This window comes from Paraburkholderia sp. SOS3 (genome assembly GCF_001922345.1).
Classification (GTDB): domain Bacteria; phylum Pseudomonadota; class Gammaproteobacteria; order Burkholderiales; family Burkholderiaceae; genus Paraburkholderia.
Genome location: NZ_CP018811.1, coordinates 2,554,401 through 2,578,416, shown reverse-complemented (window position 1 = coordinate 2,578,416; position 24,016 = coordinate 2,554,401). Strand labels below are relative to the sequence as shown.

Sequence of the window (24,016 nt, the reverse complement as noted above, 5' to 3'; positions counted from 1 at the left end):
CGCCGTCACCTTCTGCACGAACCGGTCGATCAGCTCGGCGCATTGTCCGGCCTTTTCGTCGAGCGCGAAATGTCCCGCATCGAGCACATAAATCTCGGCGTTGGGCAGATCGCACCGGCACGCGCGCAAATCGACGCGCTGCGACGCGATGGAGGCGCATGCCAGATCATAGGCGCGCTTGCAATTGCGCGTGCGCCATCGCGCCCAGGCCGCGCGGATGCTTGGCGAGCGCTGCAAAATCGTTCAATACAGGCTCGATCGACGTTTGTATCATCTGTTCTGTAGACATTGCGATCGGGAGTGCAACGGAGGTTGCGCCACAAACGCGGAGCATCGATTGAAATTGCCAGCAGATCATCCTCACACAACCATTCAGAAGGTCGCGGCGCCGCGCTGCGTAATCGTTATCGACGATGCGCTGCCGGCCGGTAAAGCGTGCAACGCCGCGGCGGTCATCGCGCTGACGCTCGGCGAGCGGCATCCGTATCTGGTGGGCGCGCCGCTCGTCGATGCGCAGGACGTACATCATCCGGGGCTGATTCCCGTGGGAATCTCGGTGCTGAAAACATCGGTTGGGCAATTGTCGAAGCTCAGGGCCGACGCACTCGAGAAAGACTTCGACATCGTCGGCTTCCCGGTGCAGGGCCAGCAAACGAAAGACTACGCGGCGTTCAGGGATGCGGTTAGAGCCGTGGATACGCGCGAGCTTGCCTATCTGGGCGTCGGCATCGTCGGCGACAACAAGGCGGTCAGAAAGCTCGTCAGCGACCTGGAACTGATGCAATAGGCGCGCTTCGCTTGCTCCAGCAGGAGAACGCGCCGCCGAACCTCGAAGCGGGCTTTTGCCTATCATTGAACGACAGTCATGCTTTGAAACCGGAACGTTCGATGTCGGATTCCCGATCGGCGCCGCACGCGCGAGCGAAGCGGCCCGCCGCCGCGCCCAGCAGGGCGACGGCCGTTAAGTTATGGCGCGCGCCCGACGTGCTCGACGCGGTGATGCTCAAAGGCGAGTTCGTCGGGCACCGCTACCCGCCGCATGCGCACGATACGCACTGTCTCGTGCTGATCACGAGCGGCAGCGTGGTCGTCGATATCGCCGGGCATGTCGATACGTTGCGGCGCGGCGATATCGTCGCGCTCGATGCGGACACGATGCATGCGGCGCATGCGGGCGAATCGGGAAGCTGGAAAATGCGCGTCGCCTATTTTTTGCCCGACGATCTCGCGGCCTACACGGGATCGATCGGCTTGCCCGTGCGTTCGAGACTCGACGTGCGCGCGGCGGTGATTCGCGACGCGCCGCTTGCGCAATCGGTCTACGGCGTGAACTGGTGCTCGGAAGTCAACGACGATCCGTTCAAGCGCAGCGAAACGCTTGCGTTCGCGATCGGCCATATGCTTTCGGTTCATGCGGCGCATCGTACGGCGCTGCCGTCGCCGCGCGTCGAACCGCGCGTCATCCGTTCGGTGAAGGAGCAACTGCAGTCGGATCTTGCCGGCAGATTCACGCTCGCTTCGCTGGCCGCCGATCACGCATTGACGCCCTTCGTGCTGCTGCGTGCCTTCATTCGCAGCGCGGGTCTGAGCCCGCACGCGTACCAGCAGCAGGCACGCATACGCTACGCGCAGAAAAGGTTGAAGCAGGGTGCCGCGATCGCACTGGTTGCACGGGAGGCCGGCTACGCGGATCAGGCGCATTTCACGCGCGTATTCAAGCAATACACGGGCGTCACGCCCAAATCGTTTCAGATCGCGCTAACAGGCTAGCCCGGCGAGGTTAGCTCCGGAAGTTGAGCCCGCGAGGTGAGCCCGCAGGAGCCCATGACGGTTCGCCTGGCCCCAAACCGAACCTCAGCCAGCCCAGCCATTGACGTCGAGAACCGCAGCCGCGAACGCTGCGGGCGCCTCCTGCGGCAGGTTATGTCCGACGCGCGGCACGATGCGGTTCTCATGGCGCCCGGTGAAGCGTTTCAAGCCCGCTTCCCTGCCGCCCAACGGCCTCACGCCGTCGGCGTCTCCGTCGAGCGTGACCGCAGGCACCGTAATCGCCGGCGAGGCCGCAAGGCGGCGCTCGATCTCCGAGAATTGCGGATCGCCGTCCACGAGTCCGTAACGATGCCGATAAGAATGGATGACGACCTCGACGAAATCGGGATTGTCGAAGGCGACTGCGCTGCGCGTGTAAGTGGCGTCGTCGAAGCGCCAGGTCGGCGACCACAGCGACCAGAGAAGCCGGCAGAAGTCGGCCCGGTGTTGCGTCAGTCCGGCGCGGCCGCGCTCGCTGTGGAAATAGTACTGGTACCACAGCCGATGTTCCTTGTCGGGCGTGTCCGGCTGCATCGCCGTCGCGATATTCTGGATGTTGTAGCCGTTGACCGAAACGAGCCCGCGCACGCGTGACGGATACAGCGCAGCCACGACGCAGGCGGCGCGGCCGCCCCAATCGTATCCGCCGAGCACGGCGTTTTCGATGCGCAGCGCGTCGAGCAGCGCGAGCAGATCCGCGCCGAGCGCGGCCTGCTCGCCCGAGCGCATGGTGGCCGGCGAAAGAAAACGCGTCGGACCGTAGCCGCGCAGATACGGCACGATCACGCGCGCGCCCTGCGCGACGAGGCGCGGCGTCACTTCATCGTACGCATGAATGTCGTACGGAAAGCCATGCAGCAGGATGGCCGGCCATCCATCGGCGTCGCCCTGTTCCTCGTAGGCGATGTCGAGCAGGTTCGTGGCGATGTGCTTAAGCATGATGCTGTCCCGAAGAGGAAGCGCCTGGTTGGGCCGCCGCGGGCGCGGCGGGCGGCGCGGCACGGCGCCCGCCGCGCGGCCTCGCGGATCGGGCCGCGGCGGCGCGCGGCGATGCCGACAGACGCATCAGATTGCGCAGCGCCATCATCGCGCCGATCGCTTCGAGTACGCCCGCGGGCACCCACATGATGAGACCGCCGAGACTCTGGTCGAGCGAAGCCGGCAGCGACGTGAAGGCGCGGCCGCACAACGTGAAGATCGGATAGAGGTCCTGCGACGAAAACGTAATGATCGCACCGACCAGAATTTGCGGCGTCATCGTGATCACGGGCGACAGCACGCGCAAGCCCGGGCGCGTACGGCTCGGTGGAGACGGCCGATGATCGAGCAGCATCCACCAGTACAGCAGACCGCTCACCGCCACCGACCAGTTCATCAAGCGGTAGAGGCGCCAGTCGAGCATGGCCACGAACTGGACCGACGGAATCAGCCAGAATACGACCGACACGACGAACGCGACTGAAATGAAGGTCGGGTTCAACAGGATTGCCGCGGCGATGCGCGCCGGCCGCGTGCGCTGCCAGCGTCGCAGCGCGGCGCGCCAGCGCAGCGGCAGTCCGGCGCGCAGCACGCCGCACGGATAAGCGGCCATCATGATCAGCGGCGCGAGGTGATGCAGCACGAGGTGCTGCAGTCGATGCACGAAGAACTGATGCTCGGCGTAGTAATCGAGCCGCGTGTGCAGCGCGACATAGAACAGCGCGAGGCCAAGCCAGAATGCCGCCTGGCGCACGACGCTTACACGGATGCGGCGCGCGCCGCGTGCGAACAGGATTGCAGCCGCTGCGATCACGACGACAAGGCTGAGCGAAGGCTCCCAGGGATCGAACAGGCTCAGCAGGGACATGGCGGAAGGCACAGAAAGAATAGAAAGGAACGCACGCATTTGCGCGGCGTGAGGTCGATGGTAGCAGGAGGCAACGAAGCGCGAATGCGAAGTTCCTTCGCGTTCTGCGCGTCGTCGGTCACGAATCGACCGGCTCGCGGCCGCCGCCGTGTAAACTATGCGGTTTTTTGCGCGAGGAAATCGTGCAGCTTCCGCAGCGCATGCCCTACGGCGGCGCGCCGCTCGTCCGCGTGCTGGCACGTATGACGCAGACCGGCGTCCCCGCTTCCGATGTCTCGTTGCTCGACCGGCTTAGCCAATGGCTTGGCTGGACGGACGCCATTGCGCTGTCCAGCGCGCTCGACGCCGCCGCGCCCGCATCCGCGTCCGCGCCCGGGCCCGTCGTTGCCGCACCGGGCCCGGACGGCGACGCGACGGTGGCGACGCTCGAGGCGGCGTTGTGCGCGCGCACGCGCGCCACGCTGACCGAGGCGATCGAATCGATCGAATCGACGATCGATGCGCACGACGCGGGGCGCGGCGGTTCGAATGCATGGCGCGCAGGCCCAGCGACGCCCGGGCGCGGCGTTACGACGCACCTGCGGGGGCGGTTGCCCGTGCAGGTGCAGCCTCGGGCAGACCTCGAATCACGCGCTCGGGCCGATGCCGAGGCCGTCGACTTCGCCTGGTTTCGTCAGGTTTATCACACGCAGCAGCAGTCGATGGAACACGCCATCGGCGAATTGCGCGGCCGGCTGCGCACGATGCTGGCCACGCGCAGCGAACGCCACGCGCGCCTCGCGCTTGTCGATGCGACGATGGAGCGCGCGCTCGGCGCACGCGAGCGCGGCGTGCTCGCGGCTGTGCCGGCGCTGCTCGAAACGTATTTCAAGCGGCTGCGCGACACGGCTCATGCGGAGCAGCTGGCCGCAACACAGGCCGCAACACAGGCCGCAACACAGGCCGCAACACAGGCCGCCAGCGCGTCCTGGCTCGACACGTTCCGCGCGGACATGCGCGCAGTGCTGCTCGCGGAGCTCGACGTTCGTTTCCAACCGGTCGAAGGGCTGCTCGCCGCGCTTCGCGCCAGCTGATGCAGACACCTTCGCAGACACCTTCGACGGACACTTTCGGAGCACCATGTTCAGATACCGGATCCATCTCGCCGTCTTCGTGGTCGGCCTTGCCGCCGTGCTGTGGGTCGCCATCCGCTATGCGGCCACGAATCCGCTCGCGCTCGTCGTCGCGCTGCTGATCGGCGCGTGCTACGTCACGGGCGCGCTCGAGCTATATCGCTATCAGCAGGCCACGGACACCTTGATCGCAGCCGTCGCCGAACTCGACGCGACGCCGCCGCATCTCGGCGCGTGGCTCGAGCGTCTGCATCCGAGTTTGCGCGGCGCGGTGCGGCTGCGCGTCGAAGGCGAGCGCGCGGGTCTGCCGGGCCCGGCGCTGACCCCGTATCTGGTCGGCCTGCTCGTGCTGCTCGGCATGCTCGGCACATTGCTCGGCATGGCCGCGACCTTGCGCGGCACCGGCGCCGCGCTCGACTCCGCAACCGATCTGCAAGCGGTGCGAGCGTCGCTTGCGGCACCGGTGCGCGGCCTCGGTTTCGCGTTCGGCACGTCGATCGCGGGCGTGGCCACGTCGGCCATGCTGGGCCTGCTGTCGGCGCTATGCCGCCGCGAGCGCATCAAGGCCGCGCAGCAGCTCGACGCGAAGATCGCGACCGTGCTGCGCGTGTTTTCGCCCGCGCATCAACGCGAGGAAACGTTCCGGCTCATGCAGCGCCAGGCCGAGGCGATGCCGGCGCTGCTCGACGGTCTGCACACGCTGATGGGCGCGCTCGAACAGCACAGCGCCGCCACCAGCGAGCGGCAACTGGCGAGCCAGCAGCAGTTTCATGCCAAGACCGAGCTGGTGTATGCGCGGCTTGCGAACTCGGTCGAGCAGTCGCTGCGGCAGAGTGTCGGCGAGCATGCGCGCGCAGTCGGCGCGGCGATCGAGCCCGTCGTCGAGACGACGCTTGCGAGCCTCGCGCGCGACACGACGGCGCTGCACGAACGTGTGGCGCAAGCCACGCAGCAGCAGATGGAAGGCCTGTCGCGCGGCTTTGCCTCGACCGCCGAGCACGTTGCCGGCACATGGACCGGCGCGCTCGACGCGCAACGCGCCTCGAACGATGCGCTTGCCGAGCGCATGAGCGCGACGCTCGAACGCTTCGCCGCGAACGCCGATACACGCACTGCGAAACTGCTCGACGATGTCGCCTCGCAACTCGCCGCGTCGGCGGCAAGTCTTTCGCAGAGCTGGAGCGGCGCACTCGCGCAGCACGCGCAAACGCACGACGGCCTCGCCGTACGTCACGAAGCCGCGATGAAGGCGGTTTCGCAGAGCTGGAGCGACGCGCTCGCGCAGCACGTGCAAACGCACGACGCGCTGGCGACACGTCATGAAGCGGCGACGGCCGCGGCTTTGCAGAGCTGGAGCGATGCGCTCGCGCAGCACGCGCGAACGCACGATGCGCTCGCCACGCGTCAGGAAGCGGCCATGAGCGCGGCCGCTGCGACCTTCGAGACGGCAACCGGTGCCGCCGCAGAGCGGATCGAGTCGCATACGGCGTCGCTCGTCGAACGTGTCGATGCCTCGCATGCCGCATTGCAGGCGCAGTTCGTCGCCGCCGACGAAAAGCGCCTTGCCGCGTGGGCGGCCTCGCTCGACGAGACGGCCTCGGCGCTGTCGCGCGAATGGGCCGAGGCCGGCACGCAGCACGCGGCGCGCCAGCAGCAGATCTGCGACACGCTGGCCGCCACCGCGCGCGAGATCGCCGAGCGCGCGCAGGCGCAGGCGCGCGGCACGCTCGACGAGATCGCGCGGCTCGTGAGCGCGGCGTCGGAAGCACCGAAGGCCGCCGCCGATGTGATCGGGGAGTTGCGCAAGAGCCTGTCGGAAAGCATGGTGCGCGACACGGCGATGCTCGAGGAACGCACGCGTCTGCTGCAAACGCTCGAGACGCTGCTCGACGCAGTCAATCACGCGTCGACCGAACAGCGCGCGGCCATCGACGGGCTCGTGTCGAGCTCGGCGACGCTGCTCGAGCGTGTCGGCGAGCAGTTCTCGGGCACGGTGGAAACCGAGGCGCACAAGCTCGATATCGCCGCCGCGCAGGTCGCGACCAGCGCGATCGAAATGGCGAGCATGGGCGATGCGTTCGGCACGGCCGTCGCGTCGTTCAGCGAAGCGAACGGCAAGCTCATGACGCATCTCGAGCGCATCGAGCGTGCGCTCGACAAGTCGCTTGCGCGCAGCGACGAACAGCTCGCGTACTACGTCGCGCAGGCGCGCGAAGTCATCGATCTGAGCGTGATGTCGCAGAAGCAGATCATGGAAGACCTGCAGCATCTGGCCGGAGCGCGCGCGTCATGAGCGAGGAGATCGATGTCGGCGTCGAGCCGGGCGCGCCGATCTGGGCCGCGTTCGGCGATCTGATGTCGGTGCTCGTCGGCGCGTTCGTGCTGATTCTCGTCAGCGTGATCGGCGTGCAGTTCGAACTGTCGAGCCGGCTCGAAAAGGAGGTGCAGCAGCACAAGGCCGACGCGCAACGGCGCGAGGCGCTCGAACAGGCGCTTTCGGCGCCGCTCGCGGCGGGACGCGTGACGCTCGTGAACGGGCGCATCGGCATCAGCGGCAATCTGCTGTTCGCGCTGAACTCGGACCAGTTGCAGCCGCAGGGGCGCGAGTTGCTGAAGTCGCTCGCCGTGCCGCTCGCCGCGTATCTGCATCTGAACGACGAGATCCTGATGGTGAGCGGCTTTGCAGACGATCAGCAGGTGCGTGCGGGCAATCGCCGTTTCGCCGACAACTGGGAACTGTCGGCGCAGCGCGCATTGACGGTGACGCGGGCACTGATCGACGACGGCGTGCCGGCGAAATCGGTATTCGCGGCGGCGTTCGGCTCCGAGCAGCCGGTCGGTTCGAATGCGGATGCCGAGGGCCGCGCGAAGAACCGCCGCGTCGAGATCGCGCCGGTGCCGCGCCAGGCGGCGAGCAACGGCAAGCCGCAATGATGCCGATGCGTGACCTGCAAACGGGTAACGTGCCATGAGTGACGTTCGCGACACCGCGCCGCTGCCTCTTACTGTGTCGAACGATGCAGCCTGTGTCGACGCGCAGGCGATGCTCGACCGATGGCGCGCCGCGGGCGACGATCGCGTCGACCCGCTGCGCTTTGCGTCGCTCGATGCGCTTGCGCGGCGCATCGCGAAGCTGTCGCCGTCGGCAGGCGGTGCATGGCGGCGATTGCTCGACGCACGGCTTGCGGCGCTGGTCGCGGCTTACGCGGACGAGGTCGGGAGCCGGCGCGAAGGCGTCGAAGCGCAAGGGGAAGCGTCGGAACACGCGGCACAAGCGGCACAAGCGGCACAAGCGGCACAACCAGAACTCAATTCGGAACCCAAGGCGCAAGCAGAGCCAACAGCGCGATCGGGCCACGCCGACACGCATCGCGACACCTCGCTTGCAGCTTTGACCGCTTCCCTGAACGGACGCCCCGATCGCGCCGATGCGCTTTCCGACTCGCTGCTGTATTTTCAAGCGATGTGGTCGAAGCTCAGTGCGGGCCGGCAGTTGCGCCAGTCGCTCGCGCAGGTGCCCGGTAACGCCGGTCCGCTCAATTCGAACCGCCTCATGCATCGTGCGCTGTCGCTGATGAACGAGTTGTCGCCCGAATACCTGCAACAGTTTCTGTCGTATGCGCAAACGCTGTCGGCGCTTGGCGAGCTCGTCGGCGGCGGGAGCGCAGGCGCCGCCGAGGAACCGCGTGCGGAAAGCGCGCCGGGCAGCAGGCACGCAAAAGGCGCGAAGCCGGTGGCGAGGCGCAAGTCGAAGTCCAACTGAAGGCGCCGCAGCGGGCGGGCGCACCAGCGTCGAGCCGGAAAGGGCTAACGCCCGCTGTTTGCACAAGCGCGGAATTTGCGCGATCTTCTGAACGTCGAGAACGGTATCGATCCGCCGGAGGTGTGCGATGAAATCGTCGATCGTTTTATCAGGCGCCATTGCCATACTGCTCGCGTGGCCATTGGCGGTGCCGGCGCAATCCGGCCACGGCCTGACGCGCGCCGAGGTCTTGCATGAACTGATTCAGGTCGAGCAGGCCGGCTATCGCCCGGGCTGGGGCGACAACACGAACTACCCCGACAACATCCAGGCGGCCCTCGCTCGCATTGCCGCGCAGCAGGGCGCCGCGCCGCCGCACGACGGTGGCGGTTCGCCGGCAGGCGGCGCCGCGCCGGCGGCTCCTTATCGCCCATGACCGTCGCGTGTCCATGCGGCCGTGCATGGAGCAGGGCTTTCGCCCGCGCTTGAATGCCTGAACTCTTCCGTCGGATTGTTGGCCTGTTCGCGAAGCCGCGCACCGGTTGCTTGTGCATGCGGCACACGTAAGCCTTACAAAGTACGCGTGTTCCGCCGGTGAAATCGTGCGTTTTCGCCGTGGCGCAGAACTTGCGCGGCATGCATGCCGGTGAAGCAACCCCCGTTTTCCGCGCGCTCTTTCGCGCGGTCGAATACCGGCTACCCACGACGAGGAGAGCACTGATGGAAACGACGAAGGCTGAAGGCGTCGTCCGCGAAGCGGTCGGCAACGTGCAGGAGACGGTCGGCAACGTGATCGGCGACGCGGGCGAACAACTGTCGGGCAAGGCTAAAGCATTGTGCGGTAAGTCGCAGCAGCTGTATGCGGACGCGGTGGAGGTCGCGCGCGATTCGATGGTCGAAAAGCCGATGGCGACACTGGCAATCGCAGCCGCGGCGGGTTTCGCGCTTGGCGTGCTGTGGTCATGGAACCGCGGCGACCCGGATCGCTGACGGCGCGGCGCACCGCGTCGATCGCACGCGCACGGGCGTCTGCGATCGCGCGGTGCAGCAGCAGTTCACGCAGTGATGGAGCACGGCCATGTCGATCCATTCCAGAGTGACGCAGTGGGGTAATGTGAGCCGCTTTTGCGTCGAGCGTCTCGGCGATTACAGCGAACTGCTGTCGATCGAGGCGTCGCGAATGCGCACGCGGCTCATGCGCGAAGTGATTGCGCTGGTCGCGCTCGCGGTGGCGGGGCTGTTCACGCTGTCGTTCGTCTGTATTGCGATTATCGCCACGTTCTGGGCCACGCCTTATTCTATTCACGTCGTGTGGGCAGTCGCCGGCGCGTGGCTTGTGCTGTCTATCTGCGCGCTCGTCGTGTTTCGCCTGCAGCGGCCCGTGTGGTCGCTCGACGCGTTGCAGGAAGAAATTCGCAGCGATCTGAACACCGTCAGGGAGGCACTCAAATGACGACCATCCACGACGATGCGTCGCAAATCGCCTTGCGCGCGCGCATGGCGCAATCGCGCGCCGAACTGCTCGCCGCGCGCGATGCGGCGAAGCTCGCCGAAGCGCGTCGCCAGCCCGTTTTTACGGTTTCGAATGCGCGCGCGCTTGCGCTCAGCGCGCCGCATGTGACACTCGTTGCGGCGGTTCTGGCCGGCGCGCTCGTGCTTGGTCCGCGGCGCATCGCGACCGTGGTGGTGCGCAATGGGCTGATCGGATGGATCGCGAAGACGGTGCGGCGCATGGCGGGTCGATAGCGCCGCCTGGCAACGGGTAGCGACCGCTCGGGTAGCAAGTGCGTATCTCGTTGGTACTACGCTTCGCACAGCAGCGTGGCCACGTCACGCGCGCTCATCGCCTTGCCGAAATGGTATCCCTGCCCGTATTCGCAGCCTTTGGCGCGCAACCGGTGCAACGCCTCGCGCGTCTCGATGCCTTCGGCAACGGCCGGCATGCCGAGGCTGTGTGCGAGGCTCAGAATCGCATCGACGATCTTCTCGCTCTCGTTATCGCGCTGCATCGACAGCACGAACGATTTGTCGATCTTCACCTTGTCGAACTTCAGTTCGCGCAGGTGGTAGAGGCTCGAGTAGCCGGTACCGAAATCGTCGAGCGAAACCTTGATGCCGGCACGCTGAAAGTCCGTCAGTATCGTTTTGGCGATCTTGATGTCGCCGGCCAGCGCAGTCTCGGTAATTTCGAGCTCGAGCCGCGACGGCGCAAATCGTTCTTCGGCCAGAATGGGCAGCAGCTGCGCGGGCAGGCACCGGTCGTTCAGCTGCGTCGGCGAGATGTTCAGCGATAGCCTGATCGCGGTGTCCGGCCATGCGCTTGCATCGCGGCATGCGCGGCGCAACATCGCCGCGGTGAGCTCGGAAATCAGGCCGAGATTTTCGGCGATCGGCACGAACACATCGGGTGCGACATCGCCGCGCACCGGATGATGCCAGCGAGCGAGAATCTCGAAGCCGTACAGCGCGCCGCTCTGCATATCGACGAGCGGCTGGTAATGCGGGTGGATCTGGCCGTCGAAGAGGGCGCGCCTGAGGTCGATCTCGAGCAGCGCCTGTTCGCGAAGCTCGCGATCCATGCTCTCTTCGAAGAAGCGGCTTGTGCCCTTGCCCTCGCGCTTCGCGCGGTACATCGCGATATCGGCGGCGCGCAGCAGCGTCTCCGGATCGCGGCCGTCGTTCGGTAGTGCGGCAATGCCGATGCTCGCGCCGACTTCCACATACAGTTGGCTGTCCGCAATGAACACCGGCTTGCGGATCGCCGCGAGCAGGCGGTTGGCGAGCTGCATGGCCGCGTCCGCGTAGGCGAGTGGATCGGCTTGCGCGACGATCGCGAATTCGTCGCCGCCGAGGCGCGCGATCGTATCGCCTTTGCGGACCACGTCCTCGAGCCGGCGCGCGATCTCGCACAGTACGAAGTCGCCGGCGGCGTGGCCTTGCAGGTCGTTGACCGGCTTGAAGCGGTCGAGGTCGATCACGAGCACAAGGTAAGCTTGCGGCGCGTGCGCGACATGGTCGACCGCCTTCTGCAACTCCGCGGCGAGCACGCGCCGGTTCGGCAGCCCGGTCAGCGGGTCGTGCCGCGCGAGCCGCTGGGCGTGCGTCTCGGCTGCCGTCAGTGCGCAGTGTGCTGCTTCGAGGGCCTGGGCATTGGCGCGGAACACATCGAACGCGTTGGCCATTTCGCCGATCTCGTCGTTGCGATCGAGTGCCGGCATGCGCACGTTTCGATCGCCCGCGGCGAGCCTCGAAAGCGAACGGGTGATCGTGCCGAGCGGGAATGCGATGTCGATATGCACGCGCGCGACGAGCCATATCGCAAGCAGGATTGCCGCGACAACGGTGATCACGAGCACGCCGATCGCATTGTCGACGAGCCGGTCCACCGAGGCCGCCCGCGCATGCGACGTCACGCGGTTCGCTTCGATCAGGCGATCCGAGAGCGCTTCGGCATCCTGATAGCGCGCCTGCAGCGCGCCGTTCATGCCGGCGGGCGCGTCGATCTCGCCATCGACGTCGGCTGAGATCCACGCATCGTGCGCGGCGAAATAGCGCGTAAGCGCGTTGCGCAGCGGCACGATGTCGGTGTCGCCGTCGTTGCGCATCAGTGCCGCGTAATGCGACAGATGAGCGAGAATCGCATGCCGGTGTCCGGCCGCGAGCGCCTCGGCGCGCAGGCGCATATCGGCACTATGCGCGAGCGCGCGATATCCTTCGGCTACTCTGAATTCCTCGAGGCTGTCGCCGAGCTCGTCGATCGTTTGCGTGGCCGCCAGCCATTTGTTGTCGATCTCCTCGGTGATCCCGTCGACGACCGTCAGGATCAGCGCCGAAACGACGGCGAGAAAGATCAGAAGACCGCATAGCGCGCAAACGAGGAGTGTGAGCCGCGCGCGGATCGAAGTTCTGAACAGCTTCATGGCAGATGTCGGGCATGCGGTTTCTACCGCAGGTCAGCGCTGGAAAGCGTCACTCGATGCAGCAGTTGAAAACAGGGCGGCGTCGGCTCAGGCCGATTTCGGCATTTTCGTTGCGCGCACCGCGTCGTCGAGTTCCTGGAAGCTCGGCCGGTCCGTCGTGAACAGCACTTTTCTACCGAACTCCACGGCAATCGGCGGTGCGTAGCCGTTCAGCGACGCGAGCAGCACTGCTTTGACGCACTGGAACGGCTTGGCCTGCGCGCGCGCCTTTGCGTGGAGCAGATCGGCGAGCGGACCGATGAAGCCGTACGCGAGCAGGATGCCGAGAAACGTTCCGACGAGCGCGGCCGCGATCATTTCACCGAGCACGGCCGGCGGTGCGCCGACCGAGCCCATCGTGTGTACGACGCCCATCACGGCCGCGACGATGCCGAACGCGGGCAGGCCATCGGCCATTTTCTGGATCGCATTGGCCGCGAGCGACGACTCCGCATGATGCGTGTCGAGCTCTTCGTCCATCAGATCCTGCATTTCGAGCACGTTAATGTTGCCGCCCGACATCATGCGCAGATAGTCGACGATAAAGACGAGCAGGTGATGGTCTTCGAGCACGTGCGAATACTTCTGGAAAAGCGGGCTTTGCCCGGGCGCGTCGACGTCGGCCTCGAGCGCCATCATTCCCTCCTTACGCGCTTTCTGCAGCAGCTCGTAGAGCAGTGCGATCAGTTCGAGATACTGCGCCTTCGTATAGCGGCCGCCTTTGAAGCACGACGGCAGACTCTTCAGGGTTTTCACGAGTGTCGTGACCGGGTTGCCGACCACGAACGCGCCGATCGCCGCGCCGAATATACAGAGCAGCTCGAACGGCTGTATCAGCGCCGGCAGATGCCCGCCCACTCCCACGAAGCTCCCGATCACGGAGCCGACTACGACGATCCAGCCAATTGCAACGAACATCTGTTTTCTCCAGACAGGCGATCCGGTGATATCTGCATCACTAACTTTGTTAACGGAATGTGACTCCCCGACTGAAGGGTATTTGATTCACTTTTTTCGCATCATTTTCTGTCCCTTTAATCGCGCAGCAGAAGAAAGCGAAGCGCTTTCGTCAGAAGAAAACGACGCGAAATCTTACGGAATTTTTAAGGGGCGCTATTCATTCGCCGCCCGGTTCTGCCGTCATACGGTGCGAACAGGACGGAGGCAATCGCAATGGCTCAAAATCAGAAACCGGAGCGCCCGTCGGCGGGCGCGGCAACGTCGATCATCGTGCGGCGCACGAAGAAAGGCGCACACGATGCGCATCACGGCGGCGCGTGGAAGATCGCGTATGCGGACTTCGTCACGGCGATGATGGCCTTCTTCCTGTTGATGTGGCTGCTCGGCTCGACCTCGAAGTTCGATCGCGAGGGCATTCAGGATTACTTCAACACGCCGCTGTCGAGCATGCTGGGCGGCAAATCGGGCAACGGCAGCGCGGCCTCGAGCGTGGTCGAAGGCGGCGGCCGCGATCTGTCGAGCACGCGCGCCGGCAGCGGCACGCCGATGCGGCAAACCGTGGCGCCGGCCTCGATCAGTGCCGAAGCGGCCGAGGCGAACCGGCTGTCGCAACTGAAGCAGCGGCTCTCCGTGCTGATCGAACAGAAGCCTGAACTGAAAGCGTTCAAGGATCAGATCCACATATCGATCACGAACGAGGGATTGCGCATCGAAGTGGTCGATTCGCTCAAGCGCCCGATGTTCGCTACCGGCAGCGCGAAGCTCGAAGACTACGCGGCCGCGATCCTGCTGCAGATCGGCAGCGCGCTCAACGGTGTCGACAACCGGCTGTCGATCTCCGGCCATACCGATGCGGAGCCATATTCGGGCGGCCCTGCCGGGTACTCGAACTGGGAGCTGTCGAGCGAACGCGCGAACGCCGCGCGGCGCGCGCTCGTCGCCGGCCATCTCGACGAAAAGCGTCTGTTGCAGGTGCGCGGCCTCGCCGACGTGCTGCCGCTCGAGCGCGGCGTCGCGGATGCGCCGATCAATCGACGCATCAGCATCCTTGTGATGAACAAGGCGGCCGAGCGCGCGTTCTTCAACGAAGCGGTCGCGTCCGCGCCCGCAGGCGGTGCGGGCGCCGCCGATGTCAGCTTCCCAACGGGGGCCGACAAGCCGGTTGTGATCGGCGTGCGCGCGCCGTAAGCGCGCAACCGCGCGCGCAATGTTCGTTGAATGCGCGCGCACGCTGACAAACGACGGCCTCAGGCGGATGCCTGTTTGCGCGGGTCGCGCCGCATCGTCCAGACACGAAGATGTTCAGATAGATCCGGACATGACGAGCATCCTCAAAAAGGGAACTGGACTTTCCAAAAACGAAACAGCGAACGCATGGCGCGCAATGATCTGAAGTTTAATGCCGGTCAAATCGCGGCCTGGTCGCGGCCTCGACCGGTTCAGAACGCAGCTTTCGTGCTCTGGAAAGCCAGCATGTCAAAGGGCTTGCAGCTGTGGCAGACTAGCTTTCACCACGGTCCCGCGCGATCGTGTCCCCGCCGATTCAATACGTGCACTTGCATCGCACATCGGCCCCGACAAAGGCAATCCGATCTGATAGCGAACAGTTCAGATGTCCTTCCGGTCCGGCATGCTCGAAGATGGCGAGTCCCAGCTGTTGTGGGGCGACGGCGAATTGGCTCTGTGCCGGATGTGGTGCCGGCAGCACAGCGGCGCGCGCGTCGCGTTGCTGGCGGTCAGACCCACGGCCGAACACCCGACGCCGGCGAGCCTCGAGCGGCTCGCGCACGAACATAGCCTCAAGGACGAGCTCGATTGCGCGTGGGCCGCGCGGCCGCTCGAACTCGTTCGGGAACGAGGCAAAACGCTCCTGCTGCTCGAAGACACGGGCGGCGAGCCGCTCGTGCGGCTGCTCGCGGCGCCGCTTCCGGTCGAGCGCTTTCTGCGCCTGGCGATCGCGATCGTCGCGGCACTCGGCAAGGTTCATCAACGGGGTCTCGTCCATAAGGACCTGAAGCCGTCCAACGTGCTCGTCAGCGCGAATGGCGAAGCGCGGCTCACCGGCTTCGGCATCGCGTCGCGCCTGCCGCGCGAGCGCCAGGCGCCCGAGCCGCCCGAGACGATTGCCGGCACGCTTGCCTATATGGCCCCGGAACAGACGGGCCGCATGAACCGCTCGATCGATGCGCGCAGCGATCTGTATGCGCTCGGCGTCATGTTCTATCAGATGCTGACGGGCTCCTTGCCGTTTGCCGCGGACGATCCGATCGAGTGGGTGCATTGCCATATCGCGCGCAAGCCGGTGCCGCCGCACGAAAGAATCGCGGGTATGCCGCGCGCGCTCTCGGCCATCGTCATGAAGCTGCTGGCCAAGACCGTCGAGGAGCGCTATCAGACGGCGGGCGGCGTCGAGCGCGATTTGCGGCGCTGTCTCGCGCAATGGGAAGTGCGGCATTCGATCGAACCTTTCGCGCCCGGCGAATTCGATACGCCGGACAGGCTCGTGATTCCCGAAAAGCTCTATGGGCGCGCGCATGAAATCGACGTGCTGCTCGGCGCGTTTCATCGCGTCGTCGACGGCGGCGCGCCCGAACTCGTGCTGGTGACCGGATACTCCGGCATCGGCAAGTCGTCGGTCGTCAACGAACTGCACAAAGTGCTCGTGCCGCCGCGCGGCCTGTTCGCATCGGGCAAATTCGACCAGTACCGGCGCGACATTCCATACTCGACGCTCGCGCAGGCGTTTCAGGGACTCGTGCGGCCGCTGCTCGTGAAATCCGACGCGGAGCTGGCCGAATGGCGCCTCGCGCTGTGCGACGCGTTAGGGCCGAACGCGCAATTGATGATCGACGTGGTGCCCGAGCTCGAACTCATTATCGGCGAGCAGCCGCCGGTGCCCGACATCGCGCCGCAAGACGCGCAACGCCGCTTTCAGCTCGTGTTCAGGCGCTTCGTCGGCGTATTCGCGCGGCCCGAGCACCCGCTCGCGCTGTTCCTCGACGACCTGCAATGGCTCGATGCAGCCACGCTCGACTGGCTCGACGATCTGCTCACGCGCTCCGGGCTGCGCCATCTGCTGCTGATCGGTGCGTATCGCGACAACGAAGTCGATGCGGGCCATCCGCTGCGCAGAAAGCTCGACGCGATCGGACACGCAGGTGCGAAAATCGACGAACTGAAGCTCGCGCCGCTCGCGCGCGAACACCTGTCGCAACTGGTCGCCGATGCGCTGCGTTGCGAGCCGCACAGCGCCGATCCGCTGGCGCACCTCGTGCATACGAAGACTGCCGGCAATCCTTTTTTTGCACGGCAGTTCATCGCGGAACTCGCCGACGAAGGCCTGCTTCGCTTTTCGCACGACGTGTCGCGCTGGTGCTGGGATCTCGATTCGATCGATGCGAAGGGCTATACCGATAACGTCGTCGATCTGATGGTCGGCAAGCTCGTGCGTTTGCCGTTGCGCACGCAGGCCGCGATGCAGCAGCTTGCCTGCATCGGCAATGCCGCCGATATCCGCTTGCTTGCCGTTGCGCTCGGCAGCACGGAGGAACGCGTGCATGCCGATCTGTCCGATGCGCTGCGCCTCGAGCTCGTCGAGCGATTATCGGGCGTCTACCGCTTTGCGCACGATCGCGTGCAGGAAGCGGCCTATCTGCTGATTCCCGAAGCATCGCGTGCCGCGGCGCATCTGCAGATCGGCAGGATGCTCGCCGCGCATACGCCGCCGGCGCGGCGCGACGATGCGATCTTCGAGATCGTCAATCAGCTGAACCAGGGTGCGCCGCTGATCACGACCGACGGAGAGCGCGAGCGCGTGGCGCGCCTCGATCTGATGGCGGGCAAGCGCGCGAAGGCCTCGTCGGCTTATGTATCGGCGCTCAGCTATTTCGCGGCGGGCCGCGCGCTGTTGCCTGCGCAAAGCGGCGAGACGCACTACGAACTCGTGTTCGCGCTCGACCTTCAGCGCGCCGAATGCGAACTGATCACGGGCGACCCCGCGGCCGAAGCCAGCCTGTCGCTGCTTGCGGCTCGCGCGAACAATCTGACCGATCTCGCCGCGGTAGCGAGCCTGCGCGAGATTCTCCACACGATGCGCAACCAGTTCGACGAGAGCGTGCAGGTGGCGTCGGACTATATGCGCAGCGCCGGCGCGCCGTGGCCATCGGCGGTGACATGGCAAGACGTTCTCGCGGAATACGACGCGATGCGCAAGCGCCTCGACAGACAGCCGTTCGATCGGCTGGCCGCGCTGCCGCCGATGTCCGACCCCGCGGCGAAGGCGATTGTCGAGGTGCTGACCGAGATCGTGCCGGCCGCGTACTTCACCGATATGAACCTGTGCTGCCTCGTGGTGTGCCGTATCGCGAACCTCAGCTTCGAGCACGGCAACAGCAACGGTTCGGTCTACGCGTACTCGTTGCTCGGGTTTTTCCTGCGCACATTTTTCGGCGATCACGACGTTGCGTTCGGTTTCGGCAAGCTCGCGCTCGAGCTTGCCGCGCGGCCCGGTTTGAGCCGCTTCAAGGCGCGTTGCTTCAATAATTTCGCCTACAGCATCAATCCGTGGACGAATCATATTCGCAGCGGCCGCGAGCTGCTGCAGCAAGCGCTCGATGCAGCGGTGGAGGTGGGCGACCTGAGCTTCGCGGCCTACATCCACTTTTCGTTGATGACCGACCTGATCGCGTCGGGCGATCCGCTCGATCAGGTGCACGAAGAGGGCAAGCGGGGCTTCGACTATGCGTCGAAGACGCGATTCGGGCTCATCGTCGACGTGATGACGGGCCATCTGCTGTTTATCCGTACGATGCGCGGGCTCACGCCGCGTTTTGGAACGTTCGATGACGCGCAGTTCGACGAGTCCCGGTTCGAGCAGCATCTGGAGGCGACTCCGGGGCTCGCCAACCCCAGTTGCATTTACTGGATTCGCAAGCTGCAGGCGCGCTTTTTCGCCGGCGACAAAGCCGCAGCCGTTGCGGCTGCGTCGAAAGCGGCGCCGCTGCTATGGACATCGCCTGCTTCTTTCGAGCAGGCCGAATACCACTTCTATGCGGCGCTCGCGCATGCCGCCTCATGCGATTTCTCGAGCGCGCGCGAGCGCCGCGGCGAAATGGAAGCGATCGCCGGCCACTATGGCCTGATCGCGCGATGGGCCGAGAAATGTCCGGCCAATCTCGAGAATCGCGCCGCCTTGATCGCCGCGGAAATCGCGCGAATCGAAGGCCGCGAAAGCGATGCGATGCACCTGTACGAACGAGCGATCCGCTCATCGCGCGAGCATGGCTTCGTGCAGAACGAAGCGCTCGCCAACGAGCTGGCCGCGCGCTTTTATCTCGCACGCGGCTTCGACAGGATCGGCCGCGCCTATCTGCGCGATGCGCGATACGGCTACTTTCGCTGGGGTGCAGACGGCAAGGTCCGGCAACTCGACGAGTCGTACCCGGAACTCGCCGGCGAAGCAGCGCATGCAGTCGCGGCAGCGGCGACGATCGGCGCGCCGGTCGACTATCTGGATCTCGCTACGGTGATCAAGGTGTCGCAAGCGGTCTCGGGCGAGATCGTGCTGGAAAAGATGCTCGACGTACTGATGCGTTCGGCGATCGAGCAGGCCGGCGCCGAACGCGGGTTGCTCGTGGTGTTGCATGGCGCCGAGGCGCGCATCGCCGCCGAGGCGTCGGTCGGCGAGCGCGCGGTGGTGGTCGGGATCGGCGATCGCGTCGCGCATGCGTCGGACCTGCCGCAATCGGTGCTTAACTACGCGCTGCATTCGCGCGATTGCGTGATACTCGACGATGCGTGCGCGGAGAACTTCTTTTCGGCGGACCCTTATATTCGCGAGCGGCAGTCGCGCTCGATTCTTTGCCTGCCGCTGCTTGCGCGAGCGAAGCTGATCGGCGTGCTGTATCTCGAGAACCATCTCGCGCCGCGCGTTTTCGCGCCTGCGCGCGTCGCGGTGCTTAAACTGCTTGCGTCGCAGTCGGCGATCGCGCTCGAAAATGCACGCCTGTACGCCGATCTGGCCGAGCGCGAAGGCAAGATTCGCCGTCTGGTCGACGCGAATATCGTCGGCATCTTTATCTTCGCGCTCGAAGGCACCATTCTCGAAGCGAACGACGCCTTTCTGCGCATTGTCCGCTACGACCGCGACGATCTCGTTTCGGGGCGTCTGAGCTGGATGGATCTCACGCCGCCCGACTGGCTCGAGCGCGACCGCCGCCTGTGGGTGCCCATGTTGCGCGCCACGGGCATGCTGCAGCCGATCGAAAAAGAGTACTTGCGCAAGGACGGCAGCCGCGTGCCGGTGATGATCGGCATCGCGATGTTCGAAGAAGACGGCAGCCGCGGCGTGGCGTTCGTGCTCGACCTCAGCGAGCGGCGGCAAGCCGAGCAGAATGCGCGCGAAATGCAGCGCGAACTCGCGCATGCGAATCGCGTGACGACGATGGGGCAGCTTGCTGCGTCGATCAGCCATGAAATCAAGCAGCCGATCGCGTCGGCGGCCACCAATGCATCGGCCGGCCTGCGCTGGCTCGATCGCGTGCCGCCCGAGCTCGGCGAAGTGCGCGAGGTGCTCGAGCGCATCGTTCACGATGCGATGCGCGCGAGCGACGTGATGAACCGCATTCATGGTCTCGTCAGGAACGCGCCGACCTGCAGGGAAACGCTGCGCATCAACGACACGATTCGCGAAGTCGTCGCGCTGACGCGCGGCGAGGCCGAGAAGGACGGCGTGTGCGTCGTGCTGCGGCTGGCCGAGGGATTGCCGCTCGTGACCGGCGATCGCGTGCAATTGCAGCAGGTCATGATGAACCTGATCGTCAACGCGATCGAGGCGATGAGCGCAGTCGACGGCCGGCGGCGCGAGCTGACGATCAGCACGCGCAGCGGCGAGCCGGGCGCCGTGCGGGTCGCCGTCGGCGATTCGGGGCCGGGCGTGCCGTCGGCGAATGCGGACCGGCTGTTTGCGCCGTTCTATACGACCAAGGATAGCGGGCTCGGCATGGGTCTTTCGATTTGCCGGTCGATCATCGAAGCGCATGGCGGCACGCTCGAGGTCAGCGCGAACGTGCCGCATGGCGCGGTGTTCGAGTTTTCGGTTCCGGCCGGCGCAACTGCAGCGGAAGACGGCGACCTGACCAACTGACCGGCTAGCGCGACCGCGCGACGATCAGCCCCTCGCACGCGAGGTTGCGGCACAGCGAGCGGAATTCGACACCGTGCGCGCCGGCCGGCGCATCGACCTCGATCGGTCCGTCGATCTCGGCGCACAGATGCGCGAGCAACGTATGCGCGATGCCCGAGCGTCTGAACGCCGGTTCGACGAACAGATCGACGAGCGCGGCCCGCGCGCCGCCCGGCGTGCCGGCAACGGACTCGAAATCGAGCCAGCCGGCCAGCTGATCGCGATGCCAGGCAAGGGCGCGGCCGGTGCGTTCGTCGAACTCGATCGCGATCGTACGGGCGCTGCGGTCCTTGAACAGATAGACGTGCATCGGCTCAGGCCGCTTTCAGACTTTTCCTTTCCACGGCACGAGCACTTTTTCGACGTAGCGCATCAGCAGGTCGAAGCAAAGCGCAAAGAAGCCGATCACGATGATGCCCATGATCACCACGTCGCTCGACAGAAACTCCGCGGCGTTGAGCACCATAAAGCCGAGACCGCTCGTCGAGGCGACCATTTCGGCGGCCACCAGCGTCGTCCAGCCGACGCCGATGCCGATGCGCATGCCCGTGAAGATCTCGGGCAACGCGGCCTTGAGGATCACGTGGAACACCACCTGCGTGCGCGACGCGCCCATCGAGTACGCCGCATGAATCTGCTCGATCGATACCGAGCGCACGCCCGCGCGCGCCGCGATCGCGAGCGGCGCGAAGATGGCGAGGTAGATCAGCAGGATCTTCGAAAATTCGCCGATGCCGAACCAGATGATGATGAGCGGCAAATACGCGAGCGGAGGCAATGGCCGGTAGAACTCGATCGGCGGGTCGAACACGCCGCGCGCAAGACGCGTCACGCCCATCAGAATGCCGATCGGAATGGCCGTCACGCAGGCGAGCAGAAACGCGCCGAACACGCGCAGGAGACTGATGCCCGTGTGTTGCGCAAGCGTCGAGTTCGCGAAACCCTCGGTCGCGACATAGAGAAACTTCTGGTAGACCGCCTGCGGCGACGGTAAGAAGAGCGGCTTGATCCAGTGGAGATTGGTTGCGATAAACCACAAGCCGACGAACGCGATGACGGTGAGGAGGCTGATCGCCAGGCTGCTGCCTTGCCCCGGCACGCCGAACGACTCGCCCGGCTTGACGGGCTTCCTGGCGAGCACGCGCGAGCGGCGCACCGGTTTGCGCGGCGGCGGGGCCGCGCTGTCGCGGCTGTCCGGTGCGGCGTGATCGTGCGTCAGCGTCTGTCCCAACTTCGAACTAAACATGCGTCACCTCGTTTTCGGCCTCATGCGTTTTCTCATCGCCGTAGATGATGCTGAGCACGCGCTCGCGCATCGCGATGAAGTCGGGACTCGATTTGATCGACCGCGCGTCGCGCGTTTCGAGAAAGCGTCGATTGAAATCGAGGTCGTACGTGTGCGTGATGCGGCCGGGCCGCGGCGACATCACGACGAGACGGCTCGCGAGAAAGAGCGCTTCTTCCACGCTATGCGTGATGAAGAAGAACATCTTGTTCGTCTGTCGCCAGACGTCGAGCAGCAGTTCCTGAATCGTTTCGCGCGTCAGCGCGTCGAGCGCGGCCATCGGCTCGTCCATCAGCAGCATCGCGGGGTCGCAGGTGAGGGCACGCGCGATGCCCACGCGCTGCTGCATGCCGCCCGAGAGCTGATAGATCATGTGCTTGTGAAAGTCCTGCAAGCCGACCAGCGCGAGGTTGCGCACGGCGATTTCATGGCGCGTCGCTTTCGGCACGCCTTGCAGCTTGAGGCCGAACTCGGCGTTGTCGATCACGTTGAGCCACGGCAGCAGCGCGTGCTTCTGGAACACGACGCCGCGATCGGCGCCCGGTCCGCAGATCTTTTCGCCGCCGAGCAGCAATTCGCCTTGGGTCGGCGAGATGAAGCCCGCCATCAGCGAGAGCAGCGTCGTCTTGCCGCAGCCCGATGCGCCGAGCGCGACGACGAAGTCTCCCGAGTTGATCGTCAGGTTGATGTCATCGAGCGCCTGCACGGTCTGCCCGGGCGTGCGGCCCGGGAAGACCACGCTCACGTTCCTGACTCTCATGCTTTCCATATTGCCTCCTGATGTGCGGCAGCGGTCGGTACGCGATGTGCCGCGTTCACTTGAGCTTCATCGCGGCCTCGACATACGCCGGGGTCACGAATTTCGCGTAGTCGGGCTGCACGGTGCCAATCTGATGCTGGTCCTTCAGAAAAGTCGACGTGTCTTTCAAGGCGAACGCCGCGCGGCTTGCGTTGCCGCCCCCTAGCCACTGCTGCGACGCCTGTTCGGCGAGCGTCGGGTACGCGTAGAGCGACAGCGCCTCCGGCACGTCGGCGGGCGACCCGCCGATGGTCTTCGCAATCGCCGCGGCCTGCGGCGATTGCGCGTTCCAGGCCGACGGATTCTTGCGATACTGCTCGTCCGCATCGGCGATCGCCTTCACGAATTTCGCCATGAAGTCCTTATGATCCTCGCCCCATTTGCGATCGACCGCAATCCCGTCGAACGTGGGTTTGCCGAGCTTCGACAGCTCGCCCGACGTAATCAGCACCTTGCCGCTTTTCTTCAGTTCCGCCAGGGCGGGATTCCACACATAGGCGGCATCGATGTCGCCGCGTTCCCAGGCGGCGACGATCTGATTCGGCTGCATATTGAGGATTTTCAGGCTCGACGGGTTGATGCCGAAGTGCTGCAGGGCAAACATCATGTGATAGTGCGTCGTCGAGACGAACGGCACCCCGACCGTCTTGCCTTTCAGATCCGCCGGCTTCGTGATGTTCGCGCCGTTGCGCACGACGAGCGCCTCGGCTTCGTTGATGCCGTCGAGAATCCAGAAGAGCTGCAGGTCGACGCCCTGGCTCACGGCCGCGGCGAGCGGGCTCGAGCCGATCACGCCGACCTTGATGTCCCCGGAGGCCATCGCCGTCGCCACTTTGGCGCCCGATTCGAACTGCCGCCAGTTGATCTTGTAGCCGGTCGCTTTTTCGATCGAGCCGTTGGCAATCGCGACGACCCATGGGTCCACGATCTGCTGGTACGCGATCGTCACTTCCTTGTCTTCGGCGTACGATGCGTGAGCGGCGAGCGCCGCGAGCATCGCGACTGCGAGACAGCGCACGAAATGGAACAGATTCCGTCGGCCTCGATGCGGTCGTTTGAAACCACTGCGGGAAAGCCGGGCAAGTAGGGCATTCATGGGCAGGTCTCCTGATGGGTATATACGCGCGATACCGGATTTCGCCCGCATCGACCGGGGTTGCCCCAATCGTTCGAAACGGATTGTTTCGAGTATCGTCATTAGTGATCGGCTCAAGTTAGTGCCAGACGGCGACGATCGTTGAGTCCACATCGAGCCTGCCGCACAGCGTGTGCGCGGGTTTCCCACGGGTTTTCCCGCGGTTTTTTCGTGCACTCGAACGGT

Annotated in this window: 20 protein-coding genes; 12 read left to right on the top strand and 8 right to left on the bottom strand. The window is 65.2% G+C overall.

The window, feature by feature from the left end; genetic code table 11:
- The first annotated feature begins 337 nt into the window (after positions 1–337).
- Positions 338–787, top strand: coding sequence for a DUF2000 domain-containing protein (locus BTO02_RS11610; protein ID WP_075157165.1), 450 nt, complete (start codon positions 338–340; stop codon positions 785–787).
- A 101-nt stretch (positions 788–888) separates the two neighbouring features.
- On the top strand, positions 889–1,770 hold the full coding sequence (locus BTO02_RS11605; RefSeq protein WP_083615235.1) for an AraC family transcriptional regulator: 882 nt from the start codon (positions 889–891) through the stop codon (positions 1,768–1,770).
- A gap of 84 nt (positions 1,771–1,854) precedes the next feature.
- Here the strand turns inward: BTO02_RS11605 and BTO02_RS11600 are convergent, their stop codons facing one another.
- Entirely contained in the window at positions 1,855–2,748 is an 894-nt protein-coding gene (locus BTO02_RS11600) for an alpha/beta hydrolase (RefSeq protein WP_075157164.1), read from the bottom strand.
- The gene (locus tag BTO02_RS11595) at positions 2,741–3,655 is read right to left on the bottom strand and encodes a cytochrome c oxidase assembly protein (protein WP_075157163.1); all 915 of its coding nucleotides are present in this window, start codon (positions 3,653–3,655) and stop codon (positions 2,741–2,743) included. The genes BTO02_RS11600 and BTO02_RS11595 overlap by 8 nt, the downstream gene beginning before the upstream one ends.
- A gap of 182 nt (positions 3,656–3,837) precedes the next feature.
- On the opposite strand from BTO02_RS11595, the gene BTO02_RS11590 reads away from it, so the two are divergent.
- The 8 genes from BTO02_RS11590 to BTO02_RS11555 all read left to right on the top strand — a co-directional run bounded on the left by BTO02_RS11590 (position 3,838) and on the right by BTO02_RS11555 (position 10,255).
- Entirely contained in the window at positions 3,838–4,728 is an 891-nt protein-coding gene (locus BTO02_RS11590) for a DUF3348 family protein (RefSeq protein WP_232243337.1), read from the top strand.
- Positions 4,729–4,774: 46 nt separating this feature from the next.
- Positions 4,775–7,060: a DUF802 domain-containing protein gene (locus BTO02_RS11585; RefSeq protein WP_075157162.1), complete on the top strand. Its 2,286-nt coding sequence runs from the start codon at positions 4,775–4,777 to the stop codon at positions 7,058–7,060.
- Positions 7,057–7,701, top strand: a complete 645-nt coding sequence (locus BTO02_RS11580; RefSeq protein ID WP_075157161.1) for an OmpA family protein — start codon at positions 7,057–7,059, stop codon at positions 7,699–7,701. The genes BTO02_RS11585 and BTO02_RS11580 overlap by 4 nt, the downstream gene beginning before the upstream one ends.
- 34 nt (positions 7,702–7,735) lie before the next feature.
- On the top strand, positions 7,736–8,530 hold the full coding sequence (locus BTO02_RS11575) for a DUF2894 domain-containing protein (protein ID WP_083615088.1): 795 nt from the start codon (positions 7,736–7,738) through the stop codon (positions 8,528–8,530).
- A gap of 127 nt (positions 8,531–8,657) precedes the next feature.
- Positions 8,658–8,945, top strand: a complete 288-nt coding sequence (locus tag BTO02_RS11570; protein WP_075157160.1) for a DUF4148 domain-containing protein — start codon at positions 8,658–8,660, stop codon at positions 8,943–8,945.
- Between the two features lie 284 nt (positions 8,946–9,229).
- The gene (locus BTO02_RS11565; protein WP_075158794.1) at positions 9,230–9,499 is read left to right on the top strand and encodes a CsbD family protein; all 270 of its coding nucleotides are present in this window, start codon (positions 9,230–9,232) and stop codon (positions 9,497–9,499) included.
- An 88-nt stretch (positions 9,500–9,587) separates the two neighbouring features.
- Positions 9,588–9,962: a phage holin family protein gene (locus BTO02_RS11560; RefSeq protein ID WP_075157159.1), complete on the top strand. Its 375-nt coding sequence runs from the start codon at positions 9,588–9,590 to the stop codon at positions 9,960–9,962.
- Positions 9,959–10,255, top strand: a complete 297-nt coding sequence (locus BTO02_RS11555) for a hypothetical protein (protein ID WP_075157158.1) — start codon at positions 9,959–9,961, stop codon at positions 10,253–10,255. The genes BTO02_RS11560 and BTO02_RS11555 overlap by 4 nt, the downstream gene beginning before the upstream one ends.
- 56 nt (positions 10,256–10,311) lie before the next feature.
- On the opposite strand, the gene BTO02_RS11550 is transcribed toward BTO02_RS11555, so the two are convergent.
- Both BTO02_RS11550 and motA read right to left on the bottom strand, forming a co-directional pair.
- On the bottom strand, positions 10,312–12,429 hold the full coding sequence (locus tag BTO02_RS11550; protein ID WP_075157157.1) for a putative bifunctional diguanylate cyclase/phosphodiesterase: 2,118 nt from the start codon (positions 12,427–12,429) through the stop codon (positions 10,312–10,314).
- Positions 12,430–12,516: 87 nt separating this feature from the next.
- A complete protein-coding gene (gene motA / locus BTO02_RS11545) occupies positions 12,517–13,386 on the bottom strand; it encodes a flagellar motor stator protein MotA (protein WP_075157156.1) in 870 nt (289 codons plus the stop codon).
- A gap of 255 nt (positions 13,387–13,641) precedes the next feature.
- Between motA and motB the strand changes: the two genes are divergently transcribed.
- Together motB and BTO02_RS11535 are read left to right on the top strand one after the other, a co-directional pair.
- Complete coding sequence (motB, locus tag BTO02_RS11540; protein ID WP_075157155.1) at positions 13,642–14,616, top strand: flagellar motor protein MotB; 975 nt, start codon at positions 13,642–13,644, stop codon at positions 14,614–14,616.
- A gap of 424 nt (positions 14,617–15,040) precedes the next feature.
- Positions 15,041–20,572 carry a trifunctional serine/threonine-protein kinase/ATP-binding protein/sensor histidine kinase gene (locus BTO02_RS11535; protein WP_232243336.1) on the top strand — a complete coding sequence of 1,844 codons (5,532 nt, stop codon included), beginning with the start codon at positions 15,041–15,043 and terminating at the stop codon, positions 20,570–20,572.
- A gap of 4 nt (positions 20,573–20,576) precedes the next feature.
- Here BTO02_RS11535 and BTO02_RS11530 read toward each other — a convergent pair whose 3' ends face one another.
- The 4 genes from BTO02_RS11530 to tauA are packed head-to-tail and all read right to left on the bottom strand — an operon-like array spanning position 20,577 to position 23,692.
- Positions 20,577–20,921 (bottom strand): GNAT family N-acetyltransferase, encoded by a 345-nt coding sequence (locus BTO02_RS11530; RefSeq protein WP_075157153.1) that lies wholly within the window; start codon positions 20,919–20,921, stop codon positions 20,577–20,579.
- Positions 20,922–20,936: 15 nt separating this feature from the next.
- Complete coding sequence (locus tag BTO02_RS11525) at positions 20,937–21,857, bottom strand: ABC transporter permease subunit (RefSeq protein ID WP_083615087.1); 921 nt, start codon at positions 21,855–21,857, stop codon at positions 20,937–20,939.
- Positions 21,850–22,665 carry a taurine ABC transporter ATP-binding protein gene (locus BTO02_RS11520; RefSeq protein WP_075157152.1) on the bottom strand — a complete coding sequence of 272 codons (816 nt, stop codon included), beginning with the start codon at positions 22,663–22,665 and terminating at the stop codon, positions 21,850–21,852. Before BTO02_RS11520 ends, BTO02_RS11525 begins: the two co-directional genes overlap by 8 nt.
- Positions 22,666–22,711: 46 nt before the next feature.
- Positions 22,712–23,692: a taurine ABC transporter substrate-binding protein gene (gene tauA / locus BTO02_RS11515; protein ID WP_075157151.1), complete on the bottom strand. Its 981-nt coding sequence runs from the start codon at positions 23,690–23,692 to the stop codon at positions 22,712–22,714.
- Positions 23,693–24,016 lie beyond the last annotated feature (324 nt).

Excerpts from the sequence above, each read along its gene's own strand:
- BTO02_RS11605 (WP_083615235.1), top strand. The coding sequence starts at position 889 with ATGTCGGATTCCCGATCGGCGCCGCACGCGCGAGCGAAGCGGCCCGCC.
- BTO02_RS11600 (WP_075157164.1), bottom strand. The coding sequence starts at position 2,748 with ATGCTTAAGCACATCGCCACGAACCTGCTCGACATCGCCTACGAGGAA.
- BTO02_RS11595 (WP_075157163.1), bottom strand. The coding sequence starts at position 3,655 with ATGTCCCTGCTGAGCCTGTTCGATCCCTGGGAGCCTTCGCTCAGCCTT.
- BTO02_RS11585 (WP_075157162.1), top strand. The coding sequence starts at position 4,775 with ATGTTCAGATACCGGATCCATCTCGCCGTCTTCGTGGTCGGCCTTGCC.
- BTO02_RS11580 (WP_075157161.1), top strand. The coding sequence starts at position 7,057 with ATGAGCGAGGAGATCGATGTCGGCGTCGAGCCGGGCGCGCCGATCTGG.
- BTO02_RS11575 (WP_083615088.1), top strand. The coding sequence starts at position 7,736 with ATGAGTGACGTTCGCGACACCGCGCCGCTGCCTCTTACTGTGTCGAAC.
- BTO02_RS11570 (WP_075157160.1), top strand. The coding sequence starts at position 8,658 with ATGAAATCGTCGATCGTTTTATCAGGCGCCATTGCCATACTGCTCGCG.
- BTO02_RS11565 (WP_075158794.1), top strand. The coding sequence starts at position 9,230 with ATGGAAACGACGAAGGCTGAAGGCGTCGTCCGCGAAGCGGTCGGCAAC.
- BTO02_RS11560 (WP_075157159.1), top strand. The coding sequence starts at position 9,588 with ATGTCGATCCATTCCAGAGTGACGCAGTGGGGTAATGTGAGCCGCTTT.
- BTO02_RS11555 (WP_075157158.1), top strand. The coding sequence starts at position 9,959 with ATGACGACCATCCACGACGATGCGTCGCAAATCGCCTTGCGCGCGCGC.
- BTO02_RS11550 (WP_075157157.1), bottom strand. The coding sequence starts at position 12,429 with ATGAAGCTGTTCAGAACTTCGATCCGCGCGCGGCTCACACTCCTCGTT.
- motA (WP_075157156.1), bottom strand. The coding sequence starts at position 13,386 with ATGTTCGTTGCAATTGGCTGGATCGTCGTAGTCGGCTCCGTGATCGGG.
- motB (WP_075157155.1), top strand. The coding sequence starts at position 13,642 with ATGGCTCAAAATCAGAAACCGGAGCGCCCGTCGGCGGGCGCGGCAACG.
- BTO02_RS11535 (WP_232243336.1), top strand. The coding sequence starts at position 15,041 with ATGTCCTTCCGGTCCGGCATGCTCGAAGATGGCGAGTCCCAGCTGTTG.
- BTO02_RS11530 (WP_075157153.1), bottom strand. The coding sequence starts at position 20,921 with ATGCACGTCTATCTGTTCAAGGACCGCAGCGCCCGTACGATCGCGATC.
- BTO02_RS11525 (WP_083615087.1), bottom strand. The coding sequence starts at position 21,857 with ATGTTTAGTTCGAAGTTGGGACAGACGCTGACGCACGATCACGCCGCA.
- BTO02_RS11520 (WP_075157152.1), bottom strand. The coding sequence starts at position 22,665 with ATGGAAAGCATGAGAGTCAGGAACGTGAGCGTGGTCTTCCCGGGCCGC.
- tauA (WP_075157151.1), bottom strand. The coding sequence starts at position 23,692 with ATGCTCGCGGCGCTCGCCGCTCACGCATCGTACGCCGAAGACAAGGAA.